This window comes from Pseudomonas sp. 22515 (assembly GCF_052044625.1).
Lineage (GTDB): Bacteria > Pseudomonadota > Gammaproteobacteria > Pseudomonadales > Pseudomonadaceae > Aquipseudomonas > Aquipseudomonas alloputida.
Genome location: NZ_JBQENN010000001.1, coordinates 367,059 through 390,149, shown reverse-complemented (window position 1 = coordinate 390,149; position 23,091 = coordinate 367,059). Strand labels below are relative to the sequence as shown.

General features: G+C 55.2%; 19 protein-coding genes and 1 pseudogene. 10 read left to right on the top strand and 10 right to left on the bottom strand.

Features of this window, described 5'->3' with window-relative positions:
• The first annotated feature begins 10 nt into the window (after positions 1–10).
• Positions 11–619 (top strand): hypothetical protein, encoded by a 609-nt coding sequence (locus tag ACTJJN_RS01710; RefSeq protein ID WP_155295219.1) that lies wholly within the window; start codon positions 11–13, stop codon positions 617–619.
• Here the strand turns inward: ACTJJN_RS01710 and ACTJJN_RS01705 are convergent.
• The 5 genes from ACTJJN_RS01705 to ACTJJN_RS01685 form a co-directional block, all read right to left on the bottom strand.
• Positions 579–1,295, bottom strand: a complete 717-nt coding sequence (locus tag ACTJJN_RS01705) for an ABC transporter ATP-binding protein (protein ID WP_004576969.1) — start codon at positions 1,293–1,295, stop codon at positions 579–581. The two genes, ACTJJN_RS01710 and ACTJJN_RS01705, sit on opposite strands and share 41 nt — an antisense overlap.
• Positions 1,292–2,167 carry an ATP-binding cassette domain-containing protein gene (locus ACTJJN_RS01700; RefSeq protein WP_003249594.1) on the bottom strand — a complete coding sequence of 292 codons (876 nt, stop codon included), beginning with the start codon at positions 2,165–2,167 and terminating at the stop codon, positions 1,292–1,294. The genes ACTJJN_RS01705 and ACTJJN_RS01700 overlap by 4 nt, the downstream gene beginning before the upstream one ends.
• Positions 2,164–3,465, bottom strand: coding sequence for a high-affinity branched-chain amino acid ABC transporter permease LivM (gene livM / locus ACTJJN_RS01695; RefSeq protein ID WP_221099807.1), 1,302 nt, complete (start codon positions 3,463–3,465; stop codon positions 2,164–2,166). The genes ACTJJN_RS01700 and livM overlap by 4 nt, the downstream gene beginning before the upstream one ends.
• Before the next feature lie 2 nt (positions 3,466–3,467).
• Positions 3,468–4,382: an ABC transporter permease subunit gene (locus ACTJJN_RS01690; protein ID WP_003249590.1), complete on the bottom strand. Its 915-nt coding sequence runs from the start codon at positions 4,380–4,382 to the stop codon at positions 3,468–3,470.
• A 154-nt stretch (positions 4,383–4,536) separates the two neighbouring features.
• Complete coding sequence (locus ACTJJN_RS01685) at positions 4,537–5,673, bottom strand: branched-chain amino acid ABC transporter substrate-binding protein (RefSeq protein WP_014860425.1); 1,137 nt, start codon at positions 5,671–5,673, stop codon at positions 4,537–4,539.
• A 511-nt stretch (positions 5,674–6,184) separates the two neighbouring features.
• Here ACTJJN_RS01685 and pncB point away from each other — a divergent pair.
• The 7 genes and pseudogenes from pncB to ACTJJN_RS01650 all read left to right on the top strand — a co-directional run bounded on the left by pncB (position 6,185) and on the right by ACTJJN_RS01650 (position 15,144).
• Entirely contained in the window at positions 6,185–7,390 is a 1,206-nt protein-coding gene (gene pncB, locus ACTJJN_RS01680) for a nicotinate phosphoribosyltransferase (protein WP_440780827.1), read from the top strand.
• A 3-nt stretch (positions 7,391–7,393) separates the two neighbouring features.
• Positions 7,394–7,918, top strand: a pseudogene (gene nadE / locus ACTJJN_RS01675) (NAD(+) synthase); the annotation flags it as partial.
• A 138-nt stretch (positions 7,919–8,056) separates the two neighbouring features.
• Complete coding sequence (locus ACTJJN_RS01670) at positions 8,057–9,319, top strand: tyrosine-type recombinase/integrase (protein WP_440780826.1); 1,263 nt, start codon at positions 8,057–8,059, stop codon at positions 9,317–9,319.
• Complete coding sequence (locus ACTJJN_RS01665) at positions 9,316–11,742, top strand: tyrosine-type recombinase/integrase (RefSeq protein WP_440780824.1); 2,427 nt, start codon at positions 9,316–9,318, stop codon at positions 11,740–11,742. Before ACTJJN_RS01670 ends, ACTJJN_RS01665 begins: the two co-directional genes overlap by 4 nt.
• Positions 11,742–13,874 (top strand): site-specific integrase, encoded by a 2,133-nt coding sequence (locus ACTJJN_RS01660; RefSeq protein ID WP_440780822.1) that lies wholly within the window; start codon positions 11,742–11,744, stop codon positions 13,872–13,874. Before ACTJJN_RS01665 ends, ACTJJN_RS01660 begins: the two co-directional genes overlap by 1 nt.
• The gene (locus ACTJJN_RS01655) at positions 13,871–14,371 is read left to right on the top strand and encodes a hypothetical protein (RefSeq protein ID WP_440780820.1); all 501 of its coding nucleotides are present in this window, start codon (positions 13,871–13,873) and stop codon (positions 14,369–14,371) included. Before ACTJJN_RS01660 ends, ACTJJN_RS01655 begins: the two co-directional genes overlap by 4 nt.
• Positions 14,372–14,451: 80 nt before the next feature.
• The gene (locus tag ACTJJN_RS01650; protein WP_440780819.1) at positions 14,452–15,144 is read left to right on the top strand and encodes a hypothetical protein; all 693 of its coding nucleotides are present in this window, start codon (positions 14,452–14,454) and stop codon (positions 15,142–15,144) included.
• 245 nt (positions 15,145–15,389) lie between these two features.
• Here the strand turns inward: ACTJJN_RS01650 and ACTJJN_RS01645 are convergent, their stop codons facing one another.
• The 4 genes from ACTJJN_RS01645 to ACTJJN_RS01630 form a co-directional block, all read right to left on the bottom strand.
• Entirely contained in the window at positions 15,390–16,421 is a 1,032-nt protein-coding gene (locus tag ACTJJN_RS01645; protein ID WP_440780817.1) for a serine/threonine-protein kinase, read from the bottom strand.
• Positions 16,418–16,876: a hypothetical protein gene (locus ACTJJN_RS01640; RefSeq protein WP_440780815.1), complete on the bottom strand. Its 459-nt coding sequence runs from the start codon at positions 16,874–16,876 to the stop codon at positions 16,418–16,420. The genes ACTJJN_RS01645 and ACTJJN_RS01640 overlap by 4 nt, the downstream gene beginning before the upstream one ends.
• A 787-nt stretch (positions 16,877–17,663) precedes the next feature.
• A complete protein-coding gene (locus tag ACTJJN_RS01635; RefSeq protein WP_440780813.1) occupies positions 17,664–18,197 on the bottom strand; it encodes a hypothetical protein in 534 nt (177 codons plus the stop codon).
• 454 nt (positions 18,198–18,651) lie between these two features.
• The gene (locus tag ACTJJN_RS01630; RefSeq protein ID WP_440780811.1) at positions 18,652–20,013 is read right to left on the bottom strand and encodes a hypothetical protein; all 1,362 of its coding nucleotides are present in this window, start codon (positions 20,011–20,013) and stop codon (positions 18,652–18,654) included.
• 264 nt (positions 20,014–20,277) lie between these two features.
• On the opposite strand from ACTJJN_RS01630, the gene ACTJJN_RS01625 reads away from it, so the two are divergent.
• Both ACTJJN_RS01625 and ACTJJN_RS01620 read left to right on the top strand, forming a co-directional pair.
• Entirely contained in the window at positions 20,278–21,417 is a 1,140-nt protein-coding gene (locus tag ACTJJN_RS01625; protein ID WP_440780809.1) for a ParA family protein, read from the top strand.
• Positions 21,418–21,586: 169 nt separating this feature from the next.
• On the top strand, positions 21,587–22,276 hold the full coding sequence (locus ACTJJN_RS01620) for a hypothetical protein (protein WP_286100433.1): 690 nt from the start codon (positions 21,587–21,589) through the stop codon (positions 22,274–22,276).
• A 47-nt stretch (positions 22,277–22,323) separates the two neighbouring features.
• Here ACTJJN_RS01620 and ACTJJN_RS01615 read toward each other — a convergent pair whose 3' ends face one another.
• Positions 22,324–23,022: an RES family NAD+ phosphorylase gene (locus ACTJJN_RS01615; protein WP_286100434.1), complete on the bottom strand. Its 699-nt coding sequence runs from the start codon at positions 23,020–23,022 to the stop codon at positions 22,324–22,326.
• Positions 23,023–23,091 lie beyond the last annotated feature (69 nt).

The following is a 23,091-nucleotide window of genomic DNA, read 5'->3' as shown; positions in this document are numbered from 1 at the left end:
GTAGGTTGTCATGGCAGCTTTGCAGCATGCCCGCGCCTGGCCTTGGCAGCAAGCCGTTCAGGGGCTGTTCATTTTTTGTTCATATTCTGCAAACCCTTGCAGCAGAAGGCTCGCCGCCAGGTATGCGCATGTTATCCACAAGGCTTTCCCCACGGATTGGGGGCAACTTGTCCACTGCACGGAACCCTTTCAGCGGATTGTGGTCGGTGGATATCTTGGCGGTGATGGCGCAAGGCTTTCAAACATGCCGCCTGCAGCGGTCTGTCCAAGGTTTTTACACAGAGTTATCCACAGGATTGGCACTGCACTTGAAGCGCACGCAGAGATTTTGAAAGCTTGGGAAAATCATCCACAACGGGGATATGAACAAAAAATGATCAAATCGCTACAGGCCTTGATACTCAAGGCCTTGAGCGATATGCCACCATGTTTTCCACAGGCGGCTCCACACTATCCGTGGAAAAGAGTTGGCCTGTGGAAACAATGGCTTGCGAAGGAATATGGGTGTGTTTCGGGAGAAGGGAACGACAAGTTTTCCACATTGAGAAGGGGGCTGCATTGCAGCCCCTGCATACAACTCAGTGCCCGCCCAGATAAGCGTTACGCACTTCCTCATTGACCAACAGTTCCTGCCCGGTCCCGGTCATGCGAATCTGCCCGTTGACCATCACATAGGCCCGGTCCGACAGTTTCAGCGCATGGTTGGCGTTCTGTTCCACGAGGAAGATGGTCATCCCGGTCTTGGCCAGTTCTCGCAGGGTCGAGAAAATCTGTTTGACCACGATCGGCGCCAGCCCCAGCGAGGGCTCGTCCAGCAACAACAACTTCGGCCGGCTCATCAGCGCCCGGGCAATCGCCAGCATTTGCTGCTCGCCACCCGACATGGTCATGGCCCGCTGGTTACGCCGCTCCTTCAACCGCGGGAACAGCTCGTACATGCGCTGCATGTCTTCGTCGGCATGCTTGTCGCCGATGGGGATGGTACCCATCATCAGGTTTTCCTCGACGGTCATGTCGGGAAACACCCGGCGCCCCTCCGGCGACTGGGCAATGCCGTTGGAGGCGATGTAGTGCGAGGATTTGCGGGTAATGTCGGTGCCGCGGTACACGATATGCCCAGATGCCGCCCGCGGCTGGCCGAAAATCGACATCAGCAGGGTCGACTTGCCGGCACCGTTGGCGCCGATCAGGCTTACCGTCTCGCCCTCGTTGATGTGCATCGAGACTTTCTTCAGTGCCTGGATCGGCCCATAGAACACGTCCAGGTCTTTCAGCTCGAGAATGGGTGCACTCATACCAGTTCCTCTTCGTCTGCACCCAGGTAGGCGGCAATCACCGTCGGGTTGTGGCGGATGTCCTGCGGCGCACCTTCGGCAATCACATTGCCGTGGTCCAGCACCACGATATGGTCGGAGATGCTCATGACCATGCCCATGTCGTGCTCGATCAGCACCACAGTGATGTCGTGCTCGTCACGCAGCACACGGATCATGCGGCTGAGTGCTTCGGTTTCCTGAGGGTTCAGGCCCGCCGCCGGTTCGTCCAGGCAGATGATCTTCGGCCGCGTGCACATGGCCCGGGCAATTTCCAGGCGGCGCTGCTGGCCGTACGACAGTTCGCCGGCCAAGCGGTTGGCACAATCGACCAGGTCCACTACTTCCAGCCAGTAGAAGGCGTGGTCCAGCGCATCGCTCTCCGCCTTGCGATAGGCCTTGGTGTTGAACACACCTGCCAGCAGGTTTCGGTTGACCCACATGTGCTGCGCCACCAGCAGGTTCTCCACCACCGACATTTCCTTGAACAGCCGGATGTTCTGGAAGGTGCGTGCCAGGCCGGCGCGGTTGACCAAATGGGTACCGCCGAACATCTTGTAGTACATGCGGTTGGCAAAGCGCGCAGGCGAAACGAAGTCGGCCGGCTGGAAGCGCTCACCGAGCAGCTGGATCACGTTGGTATGGCTGCCGCGCACGTTCAGCTCGATGCGCCCGCCACTGGCCTTGTAAAAGCCGGTCAGGCAGTTGAACACCGTAGTCTTGCCGGCGCCATTGGGGCCGATCAGGGCGAAGATCTGGTTGCGCCGGACCTTCAGGCTGACATCGCTGAGCGCCTTGATGCCACCGAACTGCATCATCAGGTTGTCGACCGAGAGAATGATATCGTCGCTCATGGCGCCACTCCTTTACGCGGGGTCACACCGGTACGGCTGATGCGGATCAGCCCACGCGGTCGCCAGATCATCATCAGCACCATCAGCACGCCGAACAGCAGCACCCGGTATTCGGAGAAGCTGCGCAGCAGCTCTGGCGCCACGGTCAGCACGAACGCCGCAATGACCACGCCCACGGTCGAGCCCATACCCCCCAGTACGACAATGGCGAGGATCAACGCCGACTCGAAGAAGGTGAATGAAGACGGGTTGACGAAACCCTGGTAGGTGGCAAAGAACACCCCGGCCAGGCCGGCGGTAGAGGCGCCAAGGGTAAACGCCGAGAGCTTGACCAATACGTGGTTCAGGCCCATCGAACGGCAAGCGATCTCGTCTTCGCGCAGCGCTTCCCAGGCCCGGCCGACCGGCATGCGGGTCAGGCGGTGCTTGATGTACAGCACCGCCAGCACGACCATGAACAGCACCGCATAGATGAACACGAACTTGAGGTTGGCGTTGTATTCGAAGCCGAAGAACTCATGGATCGGCACCCCGCCATCCTTGGCCCGGCGGCCGAACTCAAGGCCGAAGAAGGTGGGTGAAGGTGCCGGCATGCCGTTGGGGCCACCGGTGAACGATAGCCAGTTGTTCAGCACCAGGCGGATGATCTCGCCAAAGCCCAGCGTCACGATCGCCAGGTAGTCACCGTGCATGCGCAACACCGGGAAGCCGAGGATGCACCCCGCCAGCGCCGCAGCGATGGCCGCCAGCGGCAGCACGCTCCAGAAGCCCAGCCCCAGGTATTGATAACCCAGCGCCAGGCCGTAGGCACCGATGGCATAGAACGCCACGTAACCCAGGTCGAGCAGGCCGGCCAGGCCGACCACGATGTTCAGGCCAAGGCCCAGCAATACGTAGATCAGGCCGAGGATGACCACGGTCAGCAGGTACTTGTTGGCGAAGATCGGGAAGACGATGGCAATCACGATCAGCGCGGGGATGATATAGCGCAGGCGTGACTTGTAGTCCGGGGCGCTCACATGCACGCCCGATCCCCCGCTGTCGAAGCCCTGGAGCATGCGCAGCCCAGGGGCAGTCTGCAGGAACAGGCTGAGCAGGAAGCGCCCCACCATCACACCGCCGACCAGCCAGGCCACGCGGCGCGGCTCGGCATTGAAGGTGTAGCCGTCGAGCACCACACCAACGACCGGACCAAACACGATAAGTGCCAGCAGGCCAGCGACAATGGTCTCCAGCAGGCTGCGTTTAAGGTCGAAACCCTTGGTTTCGCTAAGAGAGGCAGTTTTGGCAACGGACATGTTCACACCTTAGCCACGAGCGGGCGACCCAGCAGGCCTTGTGGGCGGAAGATAAGGATCATCACCAGCAGCGAGAAGCTGAACACGTCCTTGTAGTCGGAGTTGATCAGGCCGGAGAACAGCGACTCGGAAATACCCAGGATGATCCCGCCGAGCATCGCGCCAGGCAGCGAGCCGATGCCACCGAGCACAGCGGCGGTGAACGCCTTGATACCGATGATGAAGCCGGCGTAGAAGTCGAAGGTGCCGTAGTTCATGGTGATGAGCACGCCGGCCAGGGCGGCCATCACTGCACCGATGACGAACACGTAGGAGATTACCCGGTCGGTGTTGATACCCAGGATCGAGGCCATCTTGCGGTCTTGCTGGGTAGCACGGCACATGCGGCCGAGCTTGGTGTACTTGATCACGTAGGTCAGCAGGCCCATGCCGACAAAGGCCGCCACCAGGATGAAGATCTTGGTATAAGTCAGTTGCACGAAGCCGGACCCGACTTCGACACGCATAGCCCCTTCCAGCAGGGTTGGCACGCCTTGCTGGCGGGCGCCCTGGCTGATCTGTGCGTAGTTCTGCAGGATCAGCGAAATGCCGATGGCACTGATCAGCGGTGCCAGGCGGGTGGAGTTACGCAGCGGTTTGTAGGCGATGCGCTCGATGGTGAAACCATAAACGCCGGTGACGACGATGGTGAACAACAAGGTGCCCAGCATCAGCAGGGGGAACGATTCGACACCGAAGTAAGCCAGCAATGCCAGGCTGATCGCCGCGAGGTAAGCGGAGATCATGTACACCTCGCCGTGCGCGAAGTTGATCATGCCGATAATGCCATAGACCATTGTGTAGCCGATGGCGATCAGGCCATAGACCGACCCGAGGGTCAGGCCGTTGACCAGTTGCTGCAGGAAAATACCATCCATAACGCAATCTCACCTGATTGAGATTGCACGAGCGCCGACCACGGCGCGGGCCACCTGTGCGGGGCCCTCGCAGCGCAGAACTGTGCAGATCTACGAATAAAGACAGGTACCGCGGGGCTTGGGCCCGAGCAACCGCCCGGGCCGCGGGCCGTTGTTATTTTTGTTTTTCCAGCTGGTGGTATTTACCGGTCTTGTCCCACTGGTAGACCACGTAGTCGGACACGGTCAGGTCGCCCTTGCTGTCCCACTTCTTCTCACCCATGACGGTCTGCACCGGGTTGGCCTTGAGCCACTTGGCAGCGTCCTCGCCCTTGTTCGACTTCGCGCCATTGAACGCGGCAGCCAGAGCCTGCAGCGAAGCGTAGGCGTACAGGGTGTAGCCCTCAGGTTCGGTGCCGGCCTTGCGGAACTCCTCCACCACCGCCTTGCTGTCTGGCAGCAGGCGCGGGTCGGCACCGAAAGTCATGTACACGCCGTCAACGTATTGCGCGCCGCCGGCGGTAGACACCAGTTCGTCGGTGACGATGCCATCATCGGACATGAACTTGACGTCCTTCAGGCCCTGCTCGCGCAGCTGGCGTACCAGCGGGCCGGCTTCCGGGTGCAGGCCGCCGAAATAGACCACGTCGGCACCGGTAGAGCGGATCTTGGTGACCACAGCGCTGAAGTCTTTCTCGCCCCGGGTGAGGCCTTCGTACAGCACAGGCTCCACGCCGCGTTTCTTCAGCTGAGCCTTGGTCGCGTCAGCCAGGCCTTGGCCGTAGGTGTCCTTGTCGTGCAACACCGCGACCTTCTTGCCCTTGAGCACGTCGACGATGTAGTCGCCAGCGACGATACCCTGCTGGTCGTCACGGCCGCACATGCGGAACATGGCGCTCAGGCCGCGCTCCGTGACCGCTGGGTTGGTGGAGCCTGGGGTGATGGCGATCACGCCCGCCTCGTCATATACCTCGGACGCCGGGATCGTGTTGGAGGAACAGAAGTGGCCCACTACGCCGATCACCTTGTCCTGGTCGACCAGTCGGTTGGCCACGGCCACGGCTTGCTTCGGCTCACAGGCGTCATCGCCTTTGACCAGGACGATTTTCTCGCCATTCACGCCACCGGCGGCGTTGATCTTGTCGGCCGCTGCCTGCGCACCTTTCATGTACTGCTCGCCAAACGCTGCGTTGGCACCGGTCATTGGGCCCGCTACACCGATCTTGACGTCGGCCTGAACATACGAAGAAACACCCAGCGCCGTAGCTACGGCCAGAGCCAGGAAACCTTTCTTGTAAAACGTCTGCGACATGAGGTGGTGCTCCTAGAGTTTTTTTGGTTGGCACTACAACTACTCAGCCCTGTGCTCAGAGCAAGGGCCGTGCCATCGGTTTTGTCTTCCGGGAAAACACACTGTGCAGGGTGCCTGTAGGCGACGGGCGGCCTTTTCTTTATTGAGCGTGCAACCGTCTGCCACGCGGCAGGCGCCACCACACGTACAGACAAGGAGCAACCGTCGAGTGCCATCATTGCAACCCTGGCAAGTGTTTACGTGCAACCGCCCTGTAACAGCGGACGTCACCGAACTGCACACCGCTGGTGCGCGACTGCTACAGGCGGCACCGTTTCAAGGCTAGCTGGTGCACGGAAAAACACCTCTGTTTTGGCTGTTTCGGCCTCTTCGCGGGCACGCCCGCGCCTAAAATAGGAACAAGTCCCCGCACCGTGTAGGGGCGGGCTTGCCATGAAGAGGCCGGAACAGCCACACAAGGGGTAAAAGGCTGGCACAATGGCCGCCAATCGCCGCTTCCGGAGCCCCCTTGATGAGCGAAAGCGCATTCGCCGAGCGCATCGTGCACAACTTGCTCGACACCGACTTCTACAAACTCACCATGATGCAGGGCGTGCTGCACAACTACCCGGACGCCGACGTCGAATGGGAATTCCGCTGCCGCAACGGTGAGGATCTGCGCCCCTACCTCGGCGAAATTCGCAATGAGCTCGAGCGGCTTGGCGACCTCACCCTGGACGATGGCCAGCTGGCCTTCCTCGAACGCATCAGCTTCCTCAAGCCCGACTTTTTACGCTTTCTGCGCCTGTTCCGCTTCAACCTGCGTTACGTGCACGTCGGCATCGAAAATGATCAGCTGTTCCTGCGCCTGAAAGGTCCGTGGCTGCATGTGATCCTGTTCGAAGTGCCGCTGCTGGCCATCATCAGTGAAGTACGCAACCGCAATCTGCACCCGCACATGCGCCTGGCCGAGGCGCGGGATCAGTTGTACCGCAAGTTTGACTGGCTGCGTGCACATGCCAGCGACGACGAGCTGGCCGAACTGCAGGTGGCCGACTTCGGCACCCGCCGGCGCTTTTCCAGCCGCGTGCAGGAGGAAGTGGTAAGGGTGCTGCGCAACGACTTCCCCGGCCGTTTTGTCGGCACCAGCAACGTCGACCTGGCATGGAAACTGGATATCAAACCACTGGGCACCATGGCCCACGAGTGGATCATGGCCCACCAGCAGCTCGGCCCCCGGCTGATCGACAGCCAGATCGCCGCGCTGGACTGCTGGGTACGCGAGTACCGCGGCTTGCTCGGCATCGCCCTGACCGACTGCATCACCATGGATGCCTTCCTCGGCGATTTCGACCTGTACTTCGCCAAGCTGTTCGACGGCCTGCGCCATGATTCGGGCGAGCCAGTAGCCTGGGCGGAAAAGGCCATTGCCCATTACCAGAAACTGGGTATCGACCCGATGACCAAGACCTTGGTGTTTTCCGACGGCCTCAACCTGACCCGCTCGCTGGAAATTTTCCGCGCCCTGCGCGGCCGCATCAACGTCAGCTTTGGCATTGGCACCAACCTGACCTGCGACATCCCTGGTGTGGCACCCATGAGCATCGTGCTTAAAATGACCGACTGCAACGGCGCGCCGGTGGCCAAGATCTCTGACGAAGCCGCCAAGACCCAGTGCCGCGACGAGAACTTCGTCGCCTACATGCGTCACGTATTCAAAGTCCCCAGCAAGGAGTAACCCATGCAAGCGGTTCAGCAAGAGATTGCCCAGGCGCTGAAGGTACAGCCGCCGTTCGCCAACGCGGCAGCGCTCGAGGCCGAAGTCGCCCGACGGGTGGCGTTCATCAAGGACTGTCTGGCCAATGCTCGACTCAAGACCTTGGTGCTGGGCATCAGCGGTGGCGTCGACTCACTGACTGCCGCCCTGCTCGCCCAGCGCGCCATCAACGAGCTGCGCGCCGAGACCGGCGACAAGGCCTACACGTTCATTGCCGTGCGCCTGCCGTACCAGGTACAGCATGACGAGCATGACGCCCAGGCATGCCTGGATGTGATCAAGGCAGATGAAGTTCACACGGTGGATATCGCCCCGGCAGTGCGTGCATTGGCAGCTGAAGTGGCGGCGCTGAAGAATGGCTCGCCGACGTTGGTGGACTTCGTGGTTGGCAACGTCAAGGCACGTACCCGGATGGTCGCCCAGTACACCATCGCTGGCGCCCGCGCAGGTCTGGTGATCGGAACCGACCACGCCGCCGAGGCGGTGATTTCTACCCCCCTACACTAAACTGCACAACCCCCTCTGTACACCCCGCCCCACCCCCTTTCCCCTATCATACTTCCCCACCCATAATGCACATCGCCTGTTCCCCAAAAGGCTGGAACGGAATCCAAAAGGTGGTGCGAAATGAAGGTGGTCACAGTCAAAGCGAAACCCCTAGACCTGAGTGACTCAATCCTTGCTCAAGGAGAGTACCGGGAACAGTTCCTTGCTCAGCCCGAAGCCCAGAATCCTCGAGTAGAGGTAACAGGGTGCGTGTTGATAGGGAGTGATGAGCAGCTGCAACCCCTGAGCTCTGACTACCTGTGCCGCAACCTCCGTAAGAACCTGCTGGCCGATGAAAGCACTACGAGCTATGCAAGCCGTCTCTCCTACCTGTTGGATTACCTGAAAACCCAGGTTGAGTTCGAAGGGAGCGATCGAGATGAAGCACTGCTGAGCGTTTCGGTAGGTAGGCTTGAGCAGTACCTGGCCGACCTTAATAAAGCGGGGCTTGCTCCGAAGACAGTCCAAGGCCGGGACGCAGCGCACCATCACTTCTTTCATAAGTACCTGTGCAAGCGCTTTGATGAGAGGCCTCCGTTCAGAGAGGACAACCCATACGCAGATGGCTTTATCTGGAGCGGTAAGGCAAACGCCTTGGGCATTGTTCAACCCTGCAGCATGGATGAGCTCGAGCAGCTGATTCTGCATGCTGAGTGGGAACGTGAGCGGTGCGTGATCCAGGCGATCTACGACACAGGGGTACGGAAGTCTGAAGTCCCGCGAATCACGCTGCAGGCGGTGCGGGATGCACTCAACTTTCAGAGGCTTCTGTTCATCACCACAGGCGATGTGCCCCCCCTGAAGGCTCCGTATTGCCCGCTGCATATCCAGGGGAGCAAGGGGAAAAAGAACCAGATCAATCCCCGAATAACCTTGGTGAGCAGAACGACCTTGGAGCGGATTGAGGAGTACCACAAGACGCCGCTCTATCGAAGGTTCGCCAAGGAGTACCCGACTCCGGAAGAAACGCCTGCCTTCTTCAACGCCTTGGGTGAGCCATACACGAAGAAGAATGTTGAGAAGCTTTTTGAGCGAGTGAGCAAGCGCGCCATGAAGAAAGGAACGATCAGACGGCAAATCTCGCCCCATAAGCTAAGGCATGGAGGCGCCTATGCAATTCTCCATAGTCCTGACTTGGGCAAGGATTACTTGGATCGTATGGGCACGCTCATGAAGTCTTGGGGGCATAAGAACCCGGAGACCTCTGAGGGATACACGCTAATTCCTATGGATATTTATCAGATGCTTGCTGAGCCGAACTCCGTGATGAGGACAAAGGCCAGCGAGATGGAACTTCTGCGCAATAGAACTACCAAGCGTATCCGTCTGGGAGATAAAAAATGAAATACGAAACTCCCAAAGATACGCTTCAAGAAGAAGTAGTGAAGCCAGCCAAGCGCAAGCGCTTGGAAAGCGATATCACGCGAGAGATTGATGTTTGGGCTACGAACATTAAGTCCAGCAGAAATAATCTGCTCAGTGTACAGCTTTGCCAGAAAGGGGAGCCGGCTATTGCACCCACCTATCTTCAGAAAGAGCTAGAATGCGAACACAGCGTTTTTAAGTCGAGAACCGAAATCCTTAACTCGGTCACTCAGAGAATGATTGACGAGCGCATTATAGTTCCAGGCCACAACTCTATCTCCAACGAGTGGAGACGCAAACTATTAGCGTGGTATGAAAGCCTGACCGACAATGAAAAACAAGCCATCCCAATTGTGGCCAACACCATTTCCTTACGGCGATGCCTTAACGATGTGCCCGGGATGGGCAATCTCAAGTGGGCCCGCATGAATCTTCCACTGGTCGAGCAAACTTTCAATGAAATCCTTGCAGACCTGGAAAAGCGTGGAGTTATCGATCCGAACTATAAGACTGTTGCTGAGCGTAATCTTGAGGTCGAAAAAAAGAGAGAGTCATCACCTCGAGGTGATAGTTGGGAAAAACAGCTAAAGGATCTGCGAGCCATCCCCCTTTCGCACATTGATGACTTGGTGCCTGTAGATCCCGCTCGACCGTTTGTGCAAATCTTCCACTTGTTCGCCGCGGGATCTATGGGGACGAGAACTGAGGACGGCCAACGTAATTTTGTTGAAGGCTTCAGGTTCGTCAGCCAGCATTTGAAGGATGTCGGGTTTTCGGGAAGCGAGCACGCTCTAGAATGTATTGGCCCAAACTACCTCACACGCTTGCGGAACTTCCTGACTGAGCAACGGGCCAGCGGAGCAATTGGCTCACATGTGGCACACGGCGTTATGGCCACCACGCGAAAAATGATGAAGCGTGCCCTGAAAATCAAAGGTATAGGATTTACATCTTTTGTCGATGTAGAAGGCTTTGATACTCAACGAGACACTGATGAGTACCGTCCCTACCCTGCGCACATTCGTGACGAGATCAAGAATGCGTGTGAGCGGGAGATGAAGCGTACAAACGAGCTTGCATCTGACTATGTTCATTTTAACGGAGGCCAAGATCCTGTCGATGAGCTCGGCAATATCCGCCGGGGCGATGGAACTCTGGACAATGCTCGATGGATCTTTGAGAACAAGCTGAACTGCCAACGTTTGAGCAAAAAGTTTGCGAACATGAGCGATCCATATGAAAAAGGCTTTTGCCAAATCATAGGTTACGCATCTGAGGGCATTGTTGACATCTACGAGAGCTGGGGCATTATTTATGAGTATACCTCACGCCTGCTTGCCCCTTACGTCATACGCTTGGCACAGATCACGGGGCTCAATGCGGATCCGCTAAAGACTCTTGATATCGATGATTTCATCAAGAGCCATGAAATCACCAAGCGCCCATATCTACGTTATTGGAAAGAGCGATCCGATGGCGAAAAGCTTCTGCATCTGGATCTGATGAAAGCGGACTTTAACTGGCTGAGCGTCGCACAGAGCATTGAGGTCGAAAAGATCTTTAATGACGTTATTTTCTTGACGCGCCATATTCGTGAGAGGGCGGAGCCGGCTGTAAAGAATAGGCTTTTTATTTATGAGTCGCGCAAGAACAATGAGTACCGAAAGGTGAAGTCCCTTGAGGACTCCATTGTCATCAACATCATCATGAATAAATTTGCTCAAGAACATGGCTTGAAGAATGAAAATGGGGAAGACCTAGCCATCTCTGCGTCCCGGCTGAGGCCTAGCCTCGTAGCTGCGCTGGTAGACCAAGGCGCCTCGATTCGGGAGATTCAGGTGATTCTCGGTCACAAGCATCTAACCACCACCGTGGGTTATCTGGACAAGTTGGAGTTCAGCAAAGCGGCCCGGAAGGTGGTAGATGAGGCTCTCCAGAAGATCCATAAGGAATATGTACTGGCTGAGGCGAGTGCCGCGAGTGCGCCCAAAAGCAACATCGATACCCAGAACAACCCAGACTCCCCTGCAGTCATCATCAGGACGGGACTGGTGGAATGCCGAAACGCGTACGATCCGCCACCAGAGATCAGAAAGCTGCCTGGTTACAAAGAAGGTAACCCTTGTTCTTTGCTGAACAAGTGTCTGTCTTGCCGTAACTGCATCATCACGGTCTCCAATCTGCCTGATCTTTTTGCTATGCGCCGAGATTACCTGGTGATGATGGAAACCAGTGCTGTTGCACAGACGCCGTATGGTCGCATTATTCGGGAGAATCTCCTAACTCTGGACAGCATCCTTACCCCTTCTCCACAGGGCTTTGATGCCGAACAGCTAGAGCATGCTGAGCGACTGTCTGAACATATCCTTACGAGCACTCTGGTAGAAGGAATGACCCTCTGATGGCCACAATTGATACGCTGATCTATCAGATCAAACCAGTGAGAGAAGAGTTCGTACGGCTGCTGAGTGCCCAGAACGTGCTCGCGGCAGGCCTTGGGGGCACCAGCCTGAAAAGTTCGAGCGCAACATATAATGCGCTCACGACCTTCGACGCACTCATGAATCTGCCAGTGAGCAAAGTTAGCATCCTCAAGGACATGGTGTGGGACTTTAACTTTGAGCCGCATCTTCTCGCAAGAAATGTTGAGGGTGGGAAATCTAGGATTGACTTCGGGATCTACCAAAACCTGAACTCGACAATCTTGTTCGAACTGCGCATTGCGTTCATGTGCGCCCTCCAAATGCCAGGGATCGTTCGTCATGGCAAAAAGAAAATATCCCTTTCGAAACCGCACACAATCATCGACATATTCAAGTCGGCCATTCCATTTATAGACAAACTTTGCGAGCGCAAGCGTCGTGCTCAAGGCGACGAATTTTTTGAACTATCTTACTACAGCCTCGCCGATTTTAGCGAAGAAGATTATGCCGAGGAGGCAAAAGTTTTTGACCGTGCATATCGCGGGGTGACTGATCTTGGCTTTAAAATTCTTCGCTCACATTTTTTGACGGAGAATCTTTTTCCGAAACCTTTGCCATATGTGGAAATGGCATCTCTGGAGTGGAAACAGAATAGCATCAAGAGCCCTAAAGTTCGCGAACGACAAAAGCACTTTGATAACCATATCTTCGAAAAAAGCTCTCGCCAGGCGACTTTCGCAGTTGTCGACTTCCTTAAAGCCTTGAAAGAGCCTGTTCATGATAAGGATGGGCTTGAGCGTGCCAAGCTAAACGATTATTGCGAAGCGTATCGGGTGAATCTCACGAGAAGAAACTTCGATATATATGTAGCCGTTCGACTATCGTCAAGAGATTACGCGGGCAAAGATATCGAACCATTTTTATATCAAACTGACAGCGAATATTGGTCACCGCAACGCCATGGGTTATTCAAAGGCGAGGAAGGACTGCGGAAGCTAACCAGGGCCAAAATCGATGATGAATTTTACCAATACCTAACGCACATCAATAACAGTGCCTATTACATCATTGGCCAGTATACTGGCATGAGACCTTCTGAACTTTCCGGGATTATGGCGGAAGGGTGCCTTACTACCGACGATTTCGGGCATCACCTCATAGTAAGTACAGTCATAAAAAACCAGGAGGTTGTTGGCAAGCTCTTCGGAGATAAATGGGCTGCGATCCCAATCGTAAGAGATGCTGTGAGAGCCTTGCAGATACTCAATCGATTCAAGCAACACCCTTATCTGTTGACGAATATGATTACCGTTCGGCCAGGCGAGCAAGAGAAAGCGAAAGCTATCGGAAATTTCACCTACATTCTGTGCGCATTCCTGGCCGAAGCGCTTGAGCCTGAAGAGCTTGAAGAACTGGATGTCTCAGCGTATACGCTTCGGCACTCGCTGGCCCACCAAATGTTCCGTGCCTCTGTGGGTCTGCCTTTCATTTCCTATCAGCTTAAGCACTTTGGCAATCTGGTCAGCGGCATTGCGCAGAATCGCGTTAGCGCCGTAACCATTGATTACGGAAACATTGGCTCCGCACTCACCTCCGATTCCGGTCGAGAAGCGACCAACTCGATCCGACATGACGCAGAAAAAGAGTTCGTCATGAACGCTTGCGACCCCGATGGAGGGTATGTCGGCGAGAATGCTGAAGCTCACCGACAACGACTGAGGAGCTTCTTCCAAGGCTATTTGGAGGCGGGATACTCCAAAGACGAGATCTTTGATCGGATGGTTGAGGTTGGCTTTGCGATCATCAACGTCGGACAGGGCTACTGCTATGGTGATGCTACGGAAGATTTCGACGCTTCGCTTCCCTGCATTGGCTCGCTTCGTTGCAACCCCTATCGGTGTAAAAACGCAGTGGTCACGAAAGCGAACGCCCCCAAATGGCGGGAGGTATATGTGCAAAACACAATCGCGCTCCGACAGTTGGAGTCCCAGACTGGAGCCAACGGGCAGATGATTCATGATGGCTTTGCGAAGTCGATCGCGCAGATGAAGGCAGCGATCGCTGAAGCGGAGGCAGTCCTGTTGGGTCTTGGTGAGGATTTGACCGTATGAGTTCGGCCCCCTACGACGATAAGAATGCCGAGCTGGCAGCGGCTATCACTCAACAGCTCAACGACGCACTGCGCAGGCTGGAGAAAGACTCCACGCTATCTGCCTCTGCCTCATCGCTGGCCAAGCTGTCTGGCGTGCACCGAAACACCATCTACAACCGCAAATGGCCGCTGGAGAAGCTAAACGAGATCAAGGCTAAGCGAGCCCTGCAGAAAGAAGAGGAAGCCTCCTCGAAAGCTGATAAGAGGTCTCCCGAGGAGCTGCTGGAGCTGAGTCGTCTGGAAGTGATCTACTGGTTCACCCAGCTGCAAGATGCGAGAACCTCGAATACATCGCTGACCAAGACGAGCAAAGAGACGGAGGCAAGCCGCAATTTCTACATGAAGCTGGCATTAGAACGGCTTACCAAAATCAACGAGCAGGCCTCCGAAATCAGCAAGCTGCGGGATGCCGTTGACCTTCTTGAGCAAGAGCTGAATCTGCTCAGGGGCAAATGACCTACAGGCGACTAGGCTCGCGAGGGCTTACCAGCGAAGGCAGATCAGCATCTCTCACCCTTATCAGGAGCACTCCCAAGATGGAAATCTTCGCCGACCCATCGGAAAAAGCGACAGCATTGCTACACCGACTGGGAGTCCATGAAGTGTCTTCGGGGATCTGGGCGTTCGTAGACATCGATGTCGCGAGCCACGGCCATGTGCATCACTCTAAGCAGCCGGTTGCTCTTGCTGCGTACGCCGCCATCAACCCGACGTTTGCAGCCGGTCGCTTTCCCGGATACACCCTGATCGACCTGGTTGAAAAAGTGAGTTGTATGGACGGCGCTGAACTCGCCGCATTGGCGAAGGTTTGCCAGGTACCTCCACCGATTGACTGGTCAACCGAGGAACGAGGGGAAAAGTTCGGAGAGGTCGCTTGGCACATCGTTAAGAAATACGAGTTGGGTGCCTGCTTCACTCAAAGCAAGCCGTGGGGGATCCAACAAGGTAGTCATTACAGCATGCGTCCTTGCGGCTTCGATCATGATCGGTCAGAGCCTGATCCTGAGGGGTTAAAGGCGATGCGCCAGGCGTACAGAGAAATGAGCGTTTTACAACGCGTGATGGTACTTACGCTGCTTCACCTATATTCCCCAGGAAAGGACGATTTCTACCTGATAGGTGGCTGCCCGACCAAGATTTCTGCAGCTGAAGCACTTGGAGTTTTGCGAGCAGATGGAAGGGCGATAAGGGAGTGGGGACTGCTCGTAACTCATTACGCAGGCTGGTGAGGCTGCCCGCCTGCGTGATTGGTGGAAGCGTCCGGAAACACACCTTCAGAGAAAGGCCTGCACGGAACACCGCGCAGGCCTGTCGTAGCTATCGGCTGTGATAGATGATCTTCGAATCGCCCATCAGGTCTTCGACCTTCACCAGAGGCACGGACGAGCGAACGCGACCAGAGCTAGTCTGGCTACGTCCCGTGGAGATCTGGGATCTGGTCAGGTAACCGTCCCCATCCTTCCTGCCTGCCGGCTTACCACTCTGATGACATGAGGATTTCATGAATCCGCTCCGGGGTTACGTTCTCTTCGCAGAGCTTGGGCTTCTTGCGATAGGTGCCGCCCGACGTTTTTTTCGAGGCGATACATTTGCCATTATCGGCCACCTCTACCAAAAGACCTGTTCCATCCGACGAAATGCTTTCCCAGCGCCGGACGCCCCCATCGGTGGAGAAGTGCCAATCCAGGCCTACATCTTCGATGGACGACAGATCATTCAGTAGATCCATTACTGATTGATAGCGCGAGTCAGGGTCGTATCTCAAGCACTTCTTGATGATGCTCTTGAGTTTTTTCGGCACATGACGCGGGATTTGCGTCAAATCCGGATAGGTTTCCAGGCGCTGAGCGCGCGCCAATTCGGCACCAGTCGCGTAAGCCCCTAGCTGCTGCTGCAGAGAGTCAAGCCCCACCAGCAAACGATACAAGGTCAAGCCCACCTGATAGATGTCTGCGCTGTTGTTGAAGTCACGGGTCAACGCGCTTTCGGGCGGCAGATGGAAGCGATAGGTAGCTTCGGGTGTCGCATATCCATCGATGTCCATGTTCTTGGCAAAACCAAAATCTGACAGCAGTGCTTCGTCGGTGTCGGAGATCAGGATGTTGTCTGGCTTGATGTCGAAATGGAGCAGCCCCTTGGAGTGAATGTTGTTGAGACCACTCAGGAACTGGATGGCGTAACGTATGAGCTGCCTGCAGGTCAGGGCTTGTTCCTCAGCAACCTGGTGCAGCGAGCCTCTGCTGTAATACGGCATGGCGATGTAGATGTGCTGGCCGTCCTTGCACGCGTACAGCACCTGCACGACGTAGGGATGGATGCTCTTGTAAAGCAGCTGAGCCTCGAGCAAGAAACGCTCTTCGTTGAAGCCATCGGTCTTCACCTGCTTGATCACGAGCTCGGCATCCAAGTGTTCGTCATGGACGACGTACACCTCAGAGTTCTCGCCGTTTTCGCCGATGCGCTGTTGCTTCCTGAACGACACCTGAGCCGCTTGATACGGAATCATCGGGTCGCTCCTACAGCAACGAGGATGGCCTCTCGAACTGCGGCTGCCTTACCAGGCGGCCAACCCTCAACGTCCTCTAGCTCTGACTCACATTTTACGATCGAGGCGAATTCTGTGGCAGTGATACCCAGCCGGGCCCCAATGCTGGTTTTGCGCCCCACGAAGTAGCCCTTGATGCTGCTGCTCGCGAACGACTCCATGAAAACAGCCTCAAGGTACAGCCGGTCAGCATCCTGGTTCTGAGAATTGCCCTCTGCGACCCGGATGCCAGCTACGTCGACCTGGTACTCCCGAAGGATGTCGAGGATGCTGTGACGAGCAAATTTGAGCTGCTCTGGCTTGTTCAGGATTTGCGGGATAACCAAGGATTCGACGTTCAAGATTTGCTTCGCTTCATCGTCGTAGATGACGAAGGTCGCCTTTTTGGGCTCTGCGCGGATTCCGAGTGATCGCATAGCGTTCCCTGCGTACTGTGGATTCAGTGGAATGCGAACCCTAGCATCAGATCGCTAGCATCGACCATACGCCCATGGCATGCCCGTTTAAGCAGGTAGGCGGCCACTTCGTGTCCGTAGTAGCGACTTAGGCATCGCATCGTCTGCAGCACCGAGCATCTCGCACGCCATCAATCAACCGACCGATGACCTCGGAAGCGTCGTCAGGTACGTGGTGATCGGCACGATTCGTACTGCGAGATACCAAGGCTAATGTCAGCCGTTTCGAAACGCTTCGGCAACGCAAGCGGTGCTTCCATCAGCCTGGCCAGAGCAGCCTGCGCATGATGGCCAATTGAGATGCTGGACTCCACGATATGTGGAGAACTCACACAGGGTCTAAATCGCGGCTCAGACCATATCTGGTTCAGCCCTTCGAAAGTCCTCCAGGCCTTATTTCGCCGGCTCACCCATGGATTCCGTCTCCTGCAGGGAGGGTAATGTCAAGCCGCTTGACGAGACTAAAGCAGGGTTAAAGCGCCGGCACCAAGCGGGGCTTTTCCACTTTAAGTGGTTGACATAGTAAGTCCCGTTGCTCAAAAATGATCAACGAGGGCTCAATAAGAGCAGGGCTGATCTGGTTCATGGCGATATTGGCAGATCAGTGTGGATTGCGCAGGTCGCCACCTGTGCGGTAGCGGTAACCGGCAACAATGGTTAGCTTCCGACCCCTTTCAGGCAGCTTTGTCTGGACGTGCTAAGCAAGCGCTGCGACTACCAGCCCTCAATGACTTCTCTAAAAAGGCGCCTACGGCGTCTTTTTTGCTTTCAGGGTGCCGACTTTCATCGCACTCTGCTTCTTCAAGACTTTGTACGCCGTCACCACAGAGTAGAAATTCTCGCCAGCTGCATCCAGCTGCGGTGACAGGATAACCACGCCCTTCGCGCCCCTGACAATCGTCAAACGGTAGCCATCACGGGTCTGGTATCCCTCACACAGAATCTGCGCGCCTTGCGACAAGATACCGGCCACAAAGGTTGGAACATCCTCGATCGCAGAGCAGCCAACCTTTGCCAGCTCGTGGCCATGCCCCTCCCAAATATGGCGAACACCAAAGCCCTTACTGAAGCCATGGTGCTTGCCTACCCGCAAGTAGATCTCACCGCCAGGCACTGTAAGGTTACGGCTCGCGTAGGGTTCGATGTAGCCATAGGTGAGCAAGCCGGTGACTGGGTGCGGCACGCAGACCTCTTTATCCTCGGTCGCATAATCAAACAACTGCGCAAGGGGCATCAATGCAGTCAAATGTTCTTCATCCTGTGGCAAGTCCCATGCGGGCATTGAGCCATTTTGCCATAGTTTTCAATGCCGTTTCTGACTGCACCGTGTCGCCACCGCTCTGACTAAAACAGTGCTCACGCAGTTGAACCTTATCCCTTAGTTGACTTTTTCATTGACAGATGGCTAACTATTAAAGAGGATGGGACAAGGCCGAATTCCCCCGCTACAGGAGGCCGGGCAGAGCCCGGCCTCCTGTAGCGATTCTCATATCGCTTTAAAGACGGATTGGAAGCTTAGATGCGCGTTCATGCAGATGCATTGGGCGAAACCCAGCATGGCTGGGTCTCTCGGAGGGACACTGCAAATAACGGTGTCATTCGCAGAGCTTTGTAGGGCGCATCCTCGAGATCTTGCACCTAAGCGCGCATTCCCACTGACTTTCTCCTGATGCGCCCTGCAAATGCTGCCATCTTACTGCTCCGCACTCAGCCTGAACGCAGCACCTGATCTCTGCTCAACTACGTTTCAGCAGTCGGTTAACCTCGGTCTCGATCGCATCGGGTTTCAACTCATAACCAGCAAAGCTTCCGAACAGCTTTGAGGTAGCACGCTGAACGTAAGGGGCAATACTACTGGCTGGAGTATCAGCCGGCACCTCGACATAGCTTTCGATGGAATCTTCCCGGGTAACCTTGTTGCGGGAATACGAACCCTGATCAACCCAATGATCAATATGACGTCCGCGTAACCTATTCCAGCGAAACATGAAACCAAGCTTGGCATCGACGTCGAAACTCAATGCGCTCACGAAACGAAGGCCCACCGCGATGACTTCGGCGACAAAGTACGCTGCTAAGCGCGGGTCTAGGGCTGTACCTGGTTCTACCCTGTCAGTCATGTCGTCACGCAGTAGCCGTGATTGATAAAACTCCCCACGCGCATGCATACGATAGAAATCAAGAGACTCGGAGACTGAACCTAGAATCAAGGACTCCCATGCCGTCTCCCGCTTATAGGGACGATCAGCGGTGTTGTGGAAATTTGTTGAAACCAGCCAAGCAGGCCATCCAGTGTATTCAGGATTAGAAGAGTCGACCTTTGCCAGGAAGTCACTGCTAGAGTCCTCAACATCCTTGGGCGGATCGAAAACCAAAGCGACCTCCCAGCTCCCTTTTTGCAAAAGCATTTGAGCCGAAGGACTCAGCTTGCGTGCCTCAATCTCCATTTGGCGAGCATCTGCGCCCTGCTGGAGGATCGAGCGCGTGCGTTCCTCAAGCGTTGGGCTTTTAAGCGCCGAAGTGAAGAGATTCGCCCACTCGACACCCAGCTGCCGTCGCAGGAATCGCCCGATATCGGCCTCCCGATTATCGAAGCAGATCTTAAGAAGGTCTGGCCAGTCAGATGCCTTGATTGCGGACGTACTGGGTGTGCCATTCGAACCGAGGGTGCGAAAATAGACAGTATCCTCGCGTATTAACATTCGACCGTTGTCATTTAGATCTCTTTTTGCCGCTGCAGGTACCGTCACTCCTTGAGGTACAGCTATCACTGGGTGTAGCGATCCCTTACGCTCAACGAACGCTACCTGGATTTCGATTGAGATTGATGAATACCTTGAAACGATGCCCTGAATTACATCAACGTGAAAAGCTGCTTTCACGTCATCCGGGGCATCTTCCCGATCTGGCTGCAGGGTATCGTTGTTGAAACCTATTATCAGATAGCCACCATCACGGTTGTACAAGGCTATGACAGCTTTGGTGATCTTGGCGATGCCTTCAGCAGCCTTGGGATCGATCCACGTTTTGATCTCAACGCTCAACCCTTCGGAAAGGCGGCTCACCAAACTGTCGAGTCGAGCCTCAGAAATGTCCATTTTCCCCCCTTAAAATGAAAACCCTTCAGCGGGCAGCGATAACACCTTGCACGATCTAAGCAGACACAAGATTGGCCCGGTACTGAAAGACCGTATGGGCCTAGTGGAGCTATCGGCGGCGCTTGGATTACGGCCTAAACCGCCGTCATGCCTAGGTTATCCCAAGTCAATGCCCTTAACGAAAAAGCCCGGCACATTGCTCATAATTTTTCGCCAACGCAGATTTGGTTAGTCTTCAGGCACCGACAAATTTGGTGGGCAATCATGGACAACCAACTACGTAAGCACGCGAAAGAGCTCCGCGAAGCTGCCGATGTCAGCGTCAATCTGGCCGCGATGTGGGCCAACGTTGCCGAGAGAACCTGGAGATCGTGGGAAACCGATAGCGGCAAAGTCACCTCACGCCTACCCTCCCCCGCTGCCCTGTGGAGCTTCCTAGCTCGATCGGGAATCAACATACGGAAATTGGGCCTAGCGATAGATGCAAAACCACGCCGACTCGCACTCGCTGTCGCCTGCTATAAGGGTGGCGTTGGCAAATCATCCATCACCGTGAATCTGGCAGCAGCCATAGCTGAGCTAGGTTTCCGGGTAGCGGTCGTGACGAATGACTTTAATCACCGTTATGCCTGTGACGACGGCGAGGAACCGGCTGCAGACAGCTGGGTTAGCCGGGTCGGATTCTATGATGAGCGCGACCTCATCACCTTTCCATCGGCGGTCAGACTGCGGCGTAAGCGCATACGCGATCATTTGGCGGCCTTGCCCCCGGATGAACAAGCGCGATACCAGATGTTTCACGCTGACGAGCTTGAGGCTTTGGATCGGAAACAACGATCGACCGAAAAACTGAGAGACCTGATCGCGCGGCACGATTACGTGTTGTTTGACGTGAATGCTGAACTCGAGCTCATACGTCGGTTCGCAGATCTTGTCGCCGTGGTCGTGGATACCAACTGTTCCATGGCTGTACACAGTGCCGGAAAATTCGTCACAGCACTGCAGAACATCAAATGTCGGGAAACGACGCCGAGCTATTTTGGCTTGCTCACGAATTGTGATGTGGGTGGCGTCAGCACAGAGCTTGAAGAGTTCGTCGGCGATTTCATAAAGCTAAGTGACGAGCAGTACGACGAGATCCTTGAGTCAAAATACTCAACCCTTCAGCGCCGAGAACGCGTGCTCGAGATGGTCGATTCACTAGCGTTTCCTCCTCTGAGTACTGAACTGACCGGAGCTTACCGAATCGCAATCGAGATGCTGGAAGATGCTGTGCCTAGCGGACACGAGTATGGATATTTCAGTGCATTCGTGGATTTCGCTCCGCGCTCGCATGCCGCTAGGGAGATGCGGCGGCTGGCTGATGAGCTCATCCATTGGCGACTCCGCAACAACTGGAAGTGACATAGGCAATCAAAGCGCGCCCCCATTATGTGCAACGTGGTTGAGAGCCCTCACCCTGGATGAGCTCAATACGACTGCTGATTCCGTCGGTTCAGAGGTGGTCTGCTTGCTACCCTCACCGCCTCCGTTCGTCGCCCAAAAAGCAAAATACGTTTGACGATTCACCGTCATGATTGTTAAGGTAAATCGTCAATCAGAAACACAGAGGTGCTTTATGGACTCGCAAAGATCAATCCACGCATTAGTCGATACCCTGGCCGCCACGCTAGAAAAGGTTCCAGATGTAGCGGGTGGATCGGTGCGCGTGCTGAAGCTTCTAACGAATGTGTTCCAGCAGTGGTCTGAGGAAAAAACCAAGGAAAACCTTGGATCCTTGACTGATGCCGAGCTTCTGCAAAAGCTTGCGGCCAGCGGATCTGTAGCCGGGGCTTTGAGCACTAGAGAAACCCGGAAACAAGCTAGGCGCGTAGCTGCAAAGATCGAGTTCTTTGATCGACTCAAGGATTTCGGTGGAGTGCTGAAAAGTCAGGCAGTGGCCAGCGCCTTGGGAACAACAAGACAAACTATCAACAACCACGTGAAGAAAGGCACGCTGATAGCGATTCAGGAAGGAAACGATTACCTCTATCCCGCATTCCAGTTTGTTGGGGACGAGAAGCTTCCACATCTAGAAGAGATTTTAGGCCTCATGAAAGATGTCAGCGCAGAAGCTCAATGCACATTCTTTCTAAACCCGATTGCCTTTAGCAATGGACAGATAGAATTACCATATGTGGTACTGAGAGATGGAGCTAATGAGGAACAGTTGAAGGCTATCAGGCGTGAAGCAGCTCTATTCATGAGCTCAACACCGGCTTAAAAAACAGCGCACCCAAAGGTGGGGCGCTGCGTGAATGGTAGCGGAGCTTAAGAGCGCACCTGGTAACCGAGGATTTCCGTCATGATTTCCTCAGCGTCAATGCAGTCATCTTCAAAGCCTTCCGGAAGTTCTCCTTGGTACTCGAACTCCGAAAGCTTCGTCATCTCAACGGTGTTTACCGTTGTGGCCTCACCTGGAGCCGTCCACAGTGCATAGCAGCTGCGGCCGTCCGGGTGATGCCGTGACTCGTAAGCGATCCCATCGAAAGGACTGCCTGGCAACCTGGCCACCGCTGCGGCAATTGCTTGCGTAAGCTCATAGTCAGGGCCCGTCACTTCGTCCACCGTCCGGTTCAACTTGGACAGACAAAGCTTCAGATTCAGCAGCTTTAGATCTCTGGTCGTCTCAACCACACACATATCTCTTTTTTCAAGATCTGTGGTATTGAAAAAGAATCCCAGTCCTTTCCCTTGTTTGGCCCGAAGCCTTCCAAACGTCTCGGCCAGCGCCCCGCAGGGGTGTTCAGCCCCATACCAGATCCCGATTTCTTCCATGAGATCGTTAAACCTACCCAGTTCTTCAGGCATTTTAGGGCATCCGTAGTACTCGGCATTCTTATGCCCGGAGCCCTGAACTCTGTAGGAAATCGAACCGCTCGGAAGCAGTTTGACGTTCAGCTTACCCTCAGAGTACAGCTTTTGAACCAGTTGCTGGATTTGTTTAGTATCGTCGTCGCCTGTAACCATTAATCACCTCGTTATTGAAAAGTACCGTCATAAGATCACCATTTAAAGGTTGCTTACGAAAAGGACGCT